Raw genomic sequence first — 11908 nt, 5'->3', positions numbered from 1 at the left:
TTACTTTTTAGCTTTGGAAAAACGAAGAATTAAAAATCCGATTAATCCTCCAACTCCTGATGCTATTAAAATACCGATTTTTGCTTGACCAGGGAACTCAGGGTGAGCCTGTACATCAAAAGCAAGTTCCGTTACAAATAAAGACATTGTAAACCCGATAGCTGCTAAGAATCCTAATCCAAATAAATTAGTATAGGTCATTCCTTGAGGCATAGATGCTACTTTTAATTTAATTAATAAAGCAGTAATTCCAGAAACTCCAATTACTTTACCTACTAATAATCCTAAAGCAACCCCTAGAGTAACATCACTAACTCCTTCAGCACCTCCCATTGTAAATGGAATAGCAGCATTAGCCAAAGCAAACACAGGCATTACAAAGAAAGCTACAAAACCATGCATACTATTCTCTAAACGCACTGATGGCGGTAAAGCATCTGTAGCAAGATTTCTCATTTTCTCCACGCTTTGCATTTGTGGGTCAGTTAATATTTGAGAGTTATCCTCTGGTTTTCCAGATTTGAAACGATCTAAATACTTACTCATTTTAGAGCTAAAGTAAGCCCCTGGTACGCGCATTGTAGAAGGAATAGCAAAAGCTGCTAAAACCGCTGCTATAGTTGCGTGAACCCCAGAAAGTAAGAAGAAGAACCAAATCCCTCCAATACCAATAATTGCGTAGTAAATTGTATTTCTAATTCCAATAAAGTTACTGAAAAGTAAAACTCCAAAGAATCCAAATCCTAGACCTAAGTTCATCATTGAAAGATCATTGGTATAGAATAAAGCAATCACAATTACAGCACCTAAGTCATCTGTAATAGCTAAAGCGGTTAAGAATACTTTCAAAGAAAGTGGAATTCTATCCCCTAATAAATATAACACTCCTAAAGCAAAAGCAATATCTGTTGCCATTGGAATACCCCATCCATGAGATGCATCTGTTCCTCCATTGAAAAATAAAAACACACTAGCTGGTACCACCATACCACCAATAGCGGCAATAATTGGCAACATAGCTTTTTTAGGTGAAGACAATTCCCCAGTAGTTAATTCTCTTTTTAATTCAAGACCTACCACAAAAAAGAAGATAGCCATTAAACCATCATTCACCCAATGTTTAAAAGAGTGATTTAAAGTAAAGTCATTGAAAGAAAATCCAATTGAATTATTATCCCAAAAATTCATGTATTGCTCTGCCCAAGGTGAATTAGCCATAAAAATAGCCACCATAGCTGCAATAAATAAAACTATTCCTCCAGAAGTAGAGTTATCCATGAACCTTTTTGCAGGATCAGCAATCCACTTATCGGCAATAGTTAGTTTAATTTTGTTTTCCATCGTAAAAATAAATTTGAGGCGAATATAGCTTTTCTAGGGCTTTTAGACAAATTTTTGTATAACAAGTATTCAAAGATACGTCGCCTTATTTAAGGAATTTTAGCAAAAAAGAACCATAATACCCAATGATATTTGACAAAAGCACCAATTATTTATTAAAAAAACTTATTTTCATAAAGGTTATAACAAAGCATTTTTTTTTTATATTTATACTTTAGGATTATAAAAAGGGAATAAAGCCTTTAAACTAATGCAAGCTGAAAAACCACGACAAACCTTCTTTAAGCCAAGGCTTTAAAGTAATTGTTTTCAAAAAAGGGCGATAAGTTAATAGAATAAGTATATTTGTATTTTGAAAATCAAAAATATGGATACTGTTTTAGACTCAAATATAAAGCCACTTGCAAAACCAAAGTGGTTAAGGGTAAAGCTTCCTACAGGAAAGAAATACACCGAATTAAGAGGTTTAGTAGATAAATACAAACTTCACACTATTTGTACCTCAGGAAGTTGTCCTAATATGGGAGAATGTTGGGGAGAAGGTACAGCAACCTTTATGATCTTAGGTAATATCTGTACCCGCTCATGTGGGTTTTGTGGTGTAAAAACCGGAAGACCAGAAACTGTGGATTGGGACGAACCAGAGAAAGTTGCTCGATCTATTAAGCTAATGCAGATTAAACATGCTGTAATTACCAGTGTAGATAGAGATGATTTAAAAGATGGTGGTTCCATTATATGGGCAGAAACAGTTCAAGCTGTTCGCCGTATTAGTCCTGGAACAACCATGGAAACATTGATACCAGACTTTCAAGGGATGACTAGAAATATCGACCGTATCATTGAAGTTAAACCAGAGATTGTTTCCCACAATATGGAAACAGTTAAACGATTAACTAGAGAGGTTAGAATTCAAGCAAAATACGAAAGAAGTCTAGAGGTGTTAAGGTACCTAAAAGAGCAAGGTATTAACCGTACAAAATCGGGTATTATGTTAGGTTTAGGAGAAACAGAAGCTGAAGTTATCCAAACCATGCACGATTTAAGAGAGGTTAATTTAGATGTTCTAACCATAGGACAATACCTACAACCAAGTAAAAAACATTTACCGGTAAAGGAGTTTATCACACCGGAACAATTTGAAAAATATGAAAAATTAGGTCTAGAACTTGGTTTTAGACATGTGGAAAGTGGAGCCTTAGTTCGTTCCTCTTATAGAGCACAAAAACATTTATTGTAGTATATATTTCGCCAGTAAATCTGGCGAATTTCTTTTTTGGATAAGCTTATGAAAAAAACACGCGTTGCTATTAACGGGTTTGGTAGGATTGGCCGAAATCTTTTCAAACTATTAATTAACCATCCAAGTATAGAGGTAGTAGCTATAAACGATTTGGCAGATGCCAAAACTATGGCTCACTTATTAAAATACGATAGTATTCACGGAATTTTAAACTATCCTGTTGACTCTACTATTGATCATTTAATAGTAGATAATCATAAGATACCTTTTACTAGAGAAAGTGACATACAGCAATTAGACTGGAAAGCTTTACAGGTAGATTACGTAATAGAATGCACAGGTAAAAGAAAAACCTTCACTGCTTTACAACCCCATTTACAAAATGGTGCCAAAAGAGTTATCCTATCTGTTCCTCCAGAGGATACAGAAATCAAAACCATTGTCTTAGGTGTAAATGAAGATACTTTAACAGGAGAAGAAACCATTATTTCTAATGCAAGCTGCACCACAAACAATGCCGCTCCAATGATTAAAGTAATCCAAGAGTTATGTGGTATTGAACAGGCTTACATCACCACAGTACACTCCTATACTACCGATCAAAGTTTACATGATCAACCCCACAAAGACTTAAGAAGAGCTAGAGGAGCTGCCCAAAGTATTGTACCCACAACAACAGGTGCGGCTAAAGCACTAACTAAGATATTTCCTCAATACGAAGGAAAATTAGGTGGAGGTGGTATACGTGTTCCAGTACCGGACGGTTCTTTAACAGATATAACCGCTTATGTAAAAAAACAAGTTAGTATAGAACAAATTAATGAAGCTTTTCAAAAAGCCTCTCAAGGTGAGTTAAAGGGCATCTTAAGCTATACCACAGACCCAATTGTATCTGTAGATGTACTTGGGAATCCTGCATCTTGTTTATTTGATTCACAACTTACTTCGGTTTTAGATAAAATGGTAAAAGTAGTTGGTTGGTATGACAATGAAATTGGCTATTCCAACCGTATTATTGATTTGATTTTATATTTCAACACAATAGCTAAAGATAATTAGTTTCGACTTTTATAAAATAAAAAAAGGATACCATTTTAAATGGTATCCTTTTTTTATGGATTAATTTTCCCTAAAGAAAAATTAATTATTTCTTTTCGTTTAATTTCTGGCTCATTTCCATAGAAACTGCAGAACGCTCCATTAAAAGTTTTCCAGCCATTGTCTCTAAAACGATAGTTGTATCATTTAATTCAGCAATTCTTCCGTGAAGACCACTTTTAGTGATAATACGATCACCAACTGCGATATTCGCTTCAAACTCTTTTTCTTTTTTAGCTCTTTTTTGTTGCGGGCGGATCATTAAGAAATAAATAACCGCAAACATTAAAATAATTGGTAAAAATTGTTGTAAACCTTCCATATTGAAATTATTTTAGTTTTAATTGTTTCTAGGAAGTACATTAGCTTTGATCACTAATATCTCCTCCCCTTTTTCTGTATTTGTTGTTAAATTAACGGTTTTTTGTTGCATCCCTTGTTGGGCCTGTTGAAAACGTACTTTTAACACAGAAGACTCTCCTGGTAGGATTGGTGTCTTTTGGTATTCTGGTACTGTACAACCACAAGAAGCAGTAGCTCCTATAATGATAAGCTCACTATCTCCTGTATTGGTTAGTACAAATTCTGTAAAAACAGCTTCATTATTGGCAACATTTCCAAAATCATGCATAGATCTATCAAAAGAAATCTTTGGATATTTTCTAGCTTGAGTGGATTCCTGTTCTACCTTCTTTGCATTGTCTAGGTCTATTTTACTAGATGCTCCTTGATTGTCCTTACAGGAAACCAAAGCCATTGTAAATAAACAACCTACTAATAAACTTTTCTTCATAATTAATTAAAGTAATCCTTTACCAATTTTTGTAATTTTTCCATCTTGAGAGTATGCTTTAGAAATATTATCTAAAACTCCGTTGATAAAAATACTACTTTTTGGCGTAGAATACTCTTTTGCTACCTCTAAATATTCATTTATTGTAACTTTTACAGGAATAGAACTAAAACGAAGCATTTCACAGATAGCCATTCTTAAAATAATGGTATCTAATTCAGCGATACGCTCTGGATCCCAGTTTGGAGTCTTGTCTTCAAACTCTTTTGTTAATTCCTGGTAGTTCAAGATTGTTTTTCTATATAAATCAATAGCGAATTCTCTATCGGTACTGTCTTTATATAATCGAGGAACAAAAATTTGACTATCGTGCTCTTTGATTTGTTTTAACTGCTTCTGGATAATGGTATTTACCACAGGTAGGTCATCTAACCATGTTAGTTGAGAATCTTCGAAAAACGAATAAATTTTTTCATCCGGTGCAATAATATGGGTAAAGATATCTACTACAAATTGACGATCTTGCTCAAAATCGCACTGCTCTAAAGCCATATAGGTTTGGTAGTACTCACTTTGTTTGATTTGCTCTAAAAGCAATTGAATATAAGTGTAGTTTACCTGCCAATGGTTTAATTTGCTTTCTTGTACTTTAGATTCAATAGAAACGGATTCTTCTAAAACCTTCAATACCTTATTGTGGATAAATCTATTATTGGGATTTCGTTCTTGATCTGTAGCTAAATGTTTTTTCTGGCTTAGGGTAATTAACTCCTCTTCTTTCTTTCTAATTTCAGTCAATGTACTGATTACCAACAGGTATAAATCCTGTAGATTTTCAAGACTATGAATTAGAAACTTCTCTCCGGTTTGGATATTGTCAGAGTTACTTTGTTGCATCATATAAAGAGTTTGCATAACTTTTATACGAATGTGTCTTCTGTTTAACATGCTACTTAAGAACTTTTTAGATAAATGATTGACGTTTATATAACGGGGCAAAGGTAAGAAAATATAATTTTAAACAAAGACAAAAAATAGTAATCCAATCTTTTTTAACGATATTTTTAGTAAATAATTAAACTCTACAAAATTCCGTTCTACCTAGAATAGAGTATCTTTGTAGCAAATACACCCAAAATGGTTTGTATTTTATTTAACCCTATTGTCCGTCAAATTTGATTATGAGTGCACTTAGTCATTTAAATAAATATTTCTATAAATATAAAACCCGCTTTATAGTTGGGGTTCTTATTACCATAATTGCTCAGATATTTACCCTTTTCACCCCTAAGTTAGTTGGGGACTCTATTCGTACTTTAGAGGGCTTAACTCCAGAGGATCATGATAAAGTAATTGGAATTTTAACCCAAAATATTTTCTATATCTTAATTACTACCCTAATAGCAGGTTTTCTAACCTTTATTATGAGACAGACCTTAATTGTAATGTCACGTCATATAGAGTTTGATTTAAAAAATGAGATTTATGCTCACTATCAAGTCCTAACGCAAAGCTTTTTCAAACGCTTTAGAACAGGAGACTTAATGAACCGCATTAGTGAAGATGTTGGTAAAGTAAGGCAATATGCAGGTCCAGCTTTAATGTACTCCATTAATACTGTGATACGCTTTGCTGTAGTTTTAACCCAGATGTATATCATATCGCCTGAACTAACCTTTTACTCCCTACTACCAGTACCTTTTCTAGGATACTTTATTTTTAAATTAAGTATTCAGATCAATCACCGTAGTAAAGCTTTCCAAGAAAACTTATCTCACCTATCTTCTTTCACCCAAGAGATGTTCTCCGGAATTCGTGTTTTAAAGGCATATTCTTTAGAAAAAGAAAAAGAAGCGGACTTTGCAGATTTAACCAAGGAAAGTAAAACTAAAAATTTAGCATTAGCTAAAACCAATGCCTTACTAGGTCCTGTACTAATTTTCTTAATTGGACTAAGTAACTTAGTGGTTATTCTAGTAGGTTCTTTAATGTATTTTAACGGGAGTATTCCAGATATCGGGATTATCGCTCAGTTTATTTTATACATCAACATGCTTACCTGGCCAATTGCCTCTTTAGGATGGGTGGCTATGATGGTACAAGAAGCGGAGGCTTCTCAAAAAAGAATCAACGAATTTTTAGACATAAAACCAGAGATAATTAACAACAACGCACCTGTGATTCCAATTCAAGGAAGTATACGCTTTGATAAAGTGAGTTATACCTACCCCGATACAGGAATAACAGCTCTTAATCAAATTAGCTTTTCCCTTGAAAAAGGTAAAACTTTAGCAATTCTAGGTAAAACTGGTTCAGGTAAAAGTACCTTATTGTCTTTAATATCTCGTCTTCATGATGCCACTAGTGGACAAATCTATATTGACAACACCCCTATTGAGGATTTAAATCTAAGTAATCTTAGAGAGTCAATAGCCTTTGTACCACAAGATTCGTTTTTATTTAGTGACACTATTGCCAATAATATCAAATTTGGAAAACATGATGCTACTCAAGAACAAATCATTGAAGTGGCTAAAAAGGCATCTGTACACCATAATATTGAAGCCTTTGAGAAAGGATACCAAACTATTTTAGGAGAAAGAGGATTAACTTTATCTGGTGGTCAAAAGCAAAGGGTGTCCATTGCTAGAGCCCTTATTAAAGATGCGCCTATTTTGATTTTAGATGACTCTTTATCTGCAGTAGATACACAAACAGAAGAGAACATCTTACAGAGTTTAAAAACCCATAGCCAAGGTATTACAACCTTAATTGTAACCCATAGAGTATCGTCTGCTAAAAATGCGGATTACATCTTAGTTTTGGATCAAGGACAGATTATTCAAAGAGGTACACACCAAGAACTAATGGGCACAAAAGGCTATTATAGTGATTTATATCAAAAACAACTCACTGAAAAAGAATTAGTGTAAAAAGTTGGTTTATTAAGTTTTTTTTTAGAATTTTGAAAGCTATATGAACGAATCAATTAATTGATAAGAAGGAATTATGAGAGATAACGAAATGTTAGAAAAAGAGGAGATTTTTTCTAAAGTATTGAGAGCTGGTAGAAGAACGTATTTCTTTGATGTGAGATCAACCAAAGCAGATGACTATTACATTACCATTACAGAGAGCAAAAAATTTACAGAAGACGACGGGTCATTTCATTTCAAAAAGCATAAAATCTATTTATACAAAGAAGACTTTACAGCCTTTAGAGAAATTCTAGACGAGATGACAAATTTTGTTGTAGACAATAAAGGAGAAGAAGTAATTTCTGAAAGACATCAAAAAGATTTCAAAAAAGAATATCCAAAAGAGGAATTAAATTCATTTACAGACATTAGTTTTGATGATATTTAATTAAAACATACAAAAAGAGAGACTGTTTTTAAAAGACAGTCTCTTTTTCATTTTACATCTTTTATTATTTTCTTTCCAAGCTCCACAGAATAAAATCATCTTGTACTCCATTTTCTTTAAATCCAAGACTTTCTAAAGTTCTTGCAGAGGCTAGATTACTAATTAGGGTTTTGGCTGTAATCACTTTTACAGAGTCCTTAGAAAAAGCCCATTGAATTAATCCACGAGCAGCTTCACTTGCATAACCCTTTTGTCGTTCTTGCTTTGTAATGCCATATCCTATATCTATTTCACCTTTTTTATTAGGCTGACCTTTAAAACCAATATCTCCAATTATAGTAGAAGTGTCTTTTTTTACAATTAACCAAGATTCGAAACCACTTGGCTGTACTACCTTTTGTAAATTAATAATGATTCGCTCTAATGTTTCTAACATATCTGCGTCAGGCCAATTAAAAGACCTTTTTAAACTATTTTTTTCCAATAAGCTAGAATCCCCATGGAGTAACTCTTCACACAATTCTATTGTCAAAGGAAAAAGATAAAGACGATCTGTAATAATATTATCTAGCTTCATTTTGTTTTTGTTACTAGGTAAATGTACTTATAAATAAGATTGTTACTTATAAAATGATTCTTTTTATTTTGACAATTCCATAATTTTCCACTGCTCAAATTTTGCATCGGTATCTTTTTTGAACGATTGTTTAAGTTTACGGAACTTTACTTTTTTGTATATTGCGATGGGACAAAAAGTCCTTAACAAAATATCTAGGTTATGAAACAAAAACAGTCTGGTCTATTACAATATATCCTACAATGGACTGCCTTTAGTAGTATTGTTGGAGTAGTGGTAGGTCTGGCCTGTGCATTTTTTTTATTCTACTTAGATAAAGCTACCCAATTACGAGAATACACCCCTTGGCTTATTTTCTTTTTACCCTTAGCTGGTCTATTAGTAGGGGTAATATATCATTACTGGGCAAAGCAAGCCAATAAAGGAAACAACCTTTTAATAGAACAATACCATAAGCCTACTCAGATGATTCCTTTTCGAATGAGTGTCATGGTATTATTTGGTACATTAGTCTCCCATCTTTTTGGGGCCTCAGTAGGAAGAGAGGGTACAGCCTTACAAATGGGAGCATCGTTATCAAGCCAATTACAACGTTTTTTTACTTTTACCACTACTGAAAAGAGAACCCTAATTTTAATAGGGATTAGCGCTGGATTCTCCGGAGTATTTGGCACCCCCTTTGCCGCTAGTTTATTTGCCCTTGAAATAATGGTGGTGGGAAAACTGCAATACAAACAATTATATCCAATTATACTATCTAGTTTTATCGCCAATTGGGTAGTAGCTGCATTAAAAATACCACATAGCCATTACCAAAGCTTTTCTGAAGTAGGCTTTAATCCAAAAAACATCCTCCTTATTAGTCTTTGTGCTATAGCCTTCGGACTAACAGGTATTGCCTTTGTTAAATTAAGTGAGTTCTTAAGTGGTTTATTTACTAAATATATAACCATAAGTTACTGGCGTCCATTTGTAGGAGGAGCCCTTTTTGTGCTTATTATTGTTGTTTTACAAACCGATATCTATAATGGTTTAGGGATTAAAACCATACAAGAGGCCTTTTTAAGTCCAATGCCCTTATGGGTTTTTGCTATAAAATTACTTCTTACTGCCTTAGTCCTATCTAGTGGTTTTAAAGGCGGAGAGGTTACACCTTTATTTTTTATTGGAGCTACTCTTGGAAGCGCCTTGGCTTATCACCTAGGCTTACCTCTTGATGCTATAGCTAGTATAGGCTTTGTTGCTGTGTTTTGCGCCTGTACCAAAACCCCTCTTGCGTGTATTGCTATGGGAATAGAATTATTTGGCTGGCATAATGCTTTATACATTGCTTTAGGCTGTAGTATAGCATTTATAGTTTCTGGCAGACATAGCATTTATAAAAATCAACAATTTGATCTTGAAAATGCTACAATAAAATAGCATAAAAAAATAAATATGGCAACATAAAAGCCATATTTTCAAATATTTAGCGTTTTATTTTATTAAAATTAACAATTCCTCAATAACCCAACTAATATAGACCAAAATATTAGCTACAAAAACTGGGTAAATTCAAAATGTTTACTACCTTTGCCTCGATTTTAGCCCTAAGAACCGGCCTTTCAATAACAGATGAATTAATTTGTGTTTCAAGGGGTGCAAGGGGGAAAATCAAGTCGAAAAAAAATTGTAAAAAATTACAACAAACAACAAAAGATTACATTAAATTTTATTTTATGTTTCACAAAAAATTTCTTAATCGATTTACCTTTGGACAAGTAACTATTGCTTTATCTGTAGTATACTTAGTTTACTCTATTACTTCTTTGGTATTATACCAATCTATAGCAAGTATTGTAAACCTAGTAATCTCAGGATTTATTATGATCCTAATCCTACAAGATTTAGGCCAAACAAAGCATACAATCCGTAAAAACTACCCCCTATTTGCACGTTTCAGATATATGTTCGAAGCAATTCGTCCTGAGATGAGACAGTATTTCTGGGAAGGTGAATTAGATGGAAAACCATTCAATAGACGCGAGCGTTCTATTGTTTATCAAAGAGCTAAAAATGAGAAACAAACTGTTTCTTTTGGTATGCAAGATGATGCTAACCGTATTGGATACGAATGGGCTTCTCACTCTGTTTACCCTAAAACAGTAAAAGACACTAACTTTAGAACAACTATTGGAAGTGATTTATGTTCTCAACCATATAGTGCTAGTATCTACAATATTAGTGCAATGAGTTATGGTGCCTTAAGTAAAAGAGCTATTACTGCTTTAAACGAAGGTGCTAAAATCGGAGGATTTGCTCATAACACAGGAGAAGGTGGAATTAGTTCATACCACCGTTCTGGAGGAGATTTAATCTGGCAAATTGGTACTGGATATTTTGGTTGTCGTAACGAACAAGGTCAATTTGACGGGGAGTTATTCAGAGAACGTGCATTATACCCAGAGGTTAAAATGATTGAGCTGAAATTATCTCAAGGTGCCAAACCTGGTCACGGAGGTTTATTACCAGCGGAAAAGAATACTGTAGAGATTGCTAAGATTAGAAGTATTGTACCTCATACAACAGTACACTCTCCATCGGGTCACTCTGCGTTTTCTAACCCAACTGAATTGGTTCACTTTATTGCAAAATTACGTGAGCTTTCTGATGGTAAACCAGTTGGATTTAAAATCTGTATTGGTAGAAAAGATGAATTCATCAGCATTATTACAGCTATGGTAGAAACAGGAATCTACCCTGACTTTATCACTATTGATGGAGCTGAAGGTGGAACTGGAGCTGCACCATTAGAGTTTATCGACTACATGGGTATGGCTTTAAACGATGCTTTAGTATTTGCTAATAAAACATTAATTGAAAACGGATTAAGAGACAAAGTGAAGATTCTTGCTTCTGGTCGTATTATTTCTGCTTTCGATATCGCAAAAACACTTTCTTTAGGTGCAGATGCTTGTTATAGTGCTCGTGGAATGATGTTTGCATTAGGTTGTATTCAAGCATTACAATGTGATAGTGGACACTGTCCTGTAGGAATTGCTACTCAAGATGAGTCATTATACAAAGCAATTGATGTTACAGATAAAAGAAAACGTGTTGCTGCTTTCCACGGTAATACAATGAAAGCATTAGGAGAATTTATTAGTGCTTGTGGTTATGAAAAACCATCCCAAATTGATCCAAAAACTTTCCATAAACGAGTAGATCACGGTGTGAACAAAAGTTTCCAAGAAATGTACTTCGGAGAATTAGATACAAGAAAAAAAGATAACTAAACTATCTTTACACATAATAAAGGCCGTCTATTTTTATAGTACGGCCTTTTTTTTGAAGTATAACTTTTAAACAATAACTTTTAAATTAGTAAAGCCCTCTTACACAAGAGTAAGACTTTATAAAATTTGTTATATAATACAATATTGACCTGAAAAACTTCTTTATTTGAAGTCCATTTTTTAGTATACTTGCAACTTACCTTCTAGTATTAACC

General features: G+C 33.7%; 11 protein-coding genes. 6 read left to right on the top strand and 5 right to left on the bottom strand.

Features of this window, described 5'->3' with window-relative positions; all coding sequences use genetic code 11:
• Complete coding sequence (gene nhaA / locus ACYSNM_RS05335; protein ID WP_461755941.1) at positions 1-1341, bottom strand: Na+/H+ antiporter NhaA; 1341 nt, start codon at positions 1339-1341, stop codon at positions 1-3.
• 367 nt (positions 1342-1708) lie between these two features.
• Here nhaA and lipA point away from each other — a divergent pair, with 367 nt between their 5' ends.
• Positions 1709-2581, top strand: a complete 873-nt coding sequence (lipA, locus tag ACYSNM_RS05330) for a lipoyl synthase (protein ID WP_461753606.1) — start codon at positions 1709-1711, stop codon at positions 2579-2581.
• A gap of 48 nt (positions 2582-2629) precedes the next feature.
• Complete coding sequence (gene gap / locus ACYSNM_RS05325) at positions 2630-3643, top strand: type I glyceraldehyde-3-phosphate dehydrogenase (protein WP_461755940.1); 1014 nt, start codon at positions 2630-2632, stop codon at positions 3641-3643.
• 85 nt (positions 3644-3728) lie between these two features.
• Here gap and yajC read toward each other — a convergent pair whose 3' ends face one another.
• The 3 genes from yajC to nusB are packed head-to-tail and all read right to left on the bottom strand — an operon-like array spanning position 3729 to position 5423.
• Positions 3729-4004, bottom strand: coding sequence for a preprotein translocase subunit YajC (yajC, locus tag ACYSNM_RS05320; RefSeq protein WP_461753604.1), 276 nt, complete (start codon positions 4002-4004; stop codon positions 3729-3731).
• An 18-nt stretch (positions 4005-4022) separates the two neighbouring features.
• Positions 4023-4475, bottom strand: coding sequence for a DUF1573 domain-containing protein (locus ACYSNM_RS05315; protein ID WP_461753603.1), 453 nt, complete (start codon positions 4473-4475; stop codon positions 4023-4025).
• A gap of 6 nt (positions 4476-4481) precedes the next feature.
• Positions 4482-5423, bottom strand: a complete 942-nt coding sequence (gene nusB, locus ACYSNM_RS05310) for a transcription antitermination factor NusB (RefSeq protein WP_461755939.1) — start codon at positions 5421-5423, stop codon at positions 4482-4484.
• 233 nt (positions 5424-5656) lie between these two features.
• Here nusB and ACYSNM_RS05305 point away from each other — a divergent pair, with 233 nt between their 5' ends.
• Together ACYSNM_RS05305 and ACYSNM_RS05300 are read left to right on the top strand one after the other, a co-directional pair.
• Positions 5657-7408 (top strand): ABC transporter ATP-binding protein, encoded by a 1752-nt coding sequence (locus ACYSNM_RS05305; protein ID WP_461755938.1) that lies wholly within the window; start codon positions 5657-5659, stop codon positions 7406-7408.
• Between the two features lie 76 nt (positions 7409-7484).
• Positions 7485-7841, top strand: a complete 357-nt coding sequence (locus ACYSNM_RS05300; RefSeq protein ID WP_461753600.1) for a PUR family DNA/RNA-binding protein — start codon at positions 7485-7487, stop codon at positions 7839-7841.
• 64 nt (positions 7842-7905) lie between these two features.
• On the opposite strand, the gene ACYSNM_RS05295 is transcribed toward ACYSNM_RS05300, so the two are convergent.
• Positions 7906-8418 (bottom strand): GNAT family N-acetyltransferase, encoded by a 513-nt coding sequence (locus ACYSNM_RS05295; RefSeq protein WP_461755937.1) that lies wholly within the window; start codon positions 8416-8418, stop codon positions 7906-7908.
• Positions 8419-8619: 201 nt separating this feature from the next.
• Here ACYSNM_RS05295 and ACYSNM_RS05290 point away from each other — a divergent pair, with 201 nt between their 5' ends.
• Both ACYSNM_RS05290 and ACYSNM_RS05285 read left to right on the top strand, forming a co-directional pair.
• Positions 8620-9840: a chloride channel protein gene (locus tag ACYSNM_RS05290; RefSeq protein WP_461755936.1), complete on the top strand. Its 1221-nt coding sequence runs from the start codon at positions 8620-8622 to the stop codon at positions 9838-9840.
• A 296-nt stretch (positions 9841-10136) separates the two neighbouring features.
• On the top strand, positions 10137-11693 hold the full coding sequence (locus ACYSNM_RS05285) for an FMN-binding glutamate synthase family protein (RefSeq protein WP_461755935.1): 1557 nt from the start codon (positions 10137-10139) through the stop codon (positions 11691-11693).
• The last annotated feature ends 215 nt before the right edge of the window (positions 11694-11908 follow it).

It is taken from the genome of Myroides sp. LJL116 (assembly GCF_054871685.1).
The sequence above is the reverse complement of the archived record's forward strand: the minus strand, read 5'-3'. Positions and strand labels throughout refer to the sequence as shown.

Coding starts and splice junctions, on each gene's coding strand:
- gap (WP_461755940.1), top strand. CDS start 2,630: ATGAAAAAAACACGCGTTGCTATTAACGGGTTTGGTAGGATTGGCCGA.
- yajC (WP_461753604.1), bottom strand. CDS start 4,004: ATGGAAGGTTTACAACAATTTTTACCAATTATTTTAATGTTTGCGGTT.
- nusB (WP_461755939.1), bottom strand. CDS start 5,423: ATGTTAAACAGAAGACACATTCGTATAAAAGTTATGCAAACTCTTTAT.
- ACYSNM_RS05285 (WP_461755935.1), top strand. CDS start 10,137: ATGTTTCACAAAAAATTTCTTAATCGATTTACCTTTGGACAAGTAACT.
- nhaA (WP_461755941.1), bottom strand. CDS start 1,341: ATGGAAAACAAAATTAAACTAACTATTGCCGATAAGTGGATTGCTGAT.
- ACYSNM_RS05305 (WP_461755938.1), top strand. CDS start 5,657: ATGAGTGCACTTAGTCATTTAAATAAATATTTCTATAAATATAAAACC.
- ACYSNM_RS05295 (WP_461755937.1), bottom strand. CDS start 8,418: ATGAAGCTAGATAATATTATTACAGATCGTCTTTATCTTTTTCCTTTG.
- ACYSNM_RS05300 (WP_461753600.1), top strand. CDS start 7,485: ATGAGAGATAACGAAATGTTAGAAAAAGAGGAGATTTTTTCTAAAGTA.
- lipA (WP_461753606.1), top strand. CDS start 1,709: ATGGATACTGTTTTAGACTCAAATATAAAGCCACTTGCAAAACCAAAG.
- ACYSNM_RS05315 (WP_461753603.1), bottom strand. CDS start 4,475: ATGAAGAAAAGTTTATTAGTAGGTTGTTTATTTACAATGGCTTTGGTT.
- ACYSNM_RS05290 (WP_461755936.1), top strand. CDS start 8,620: ATGAAACAAAAACAGTCTGGTCTATTACAATATATCCTACAATGGACT.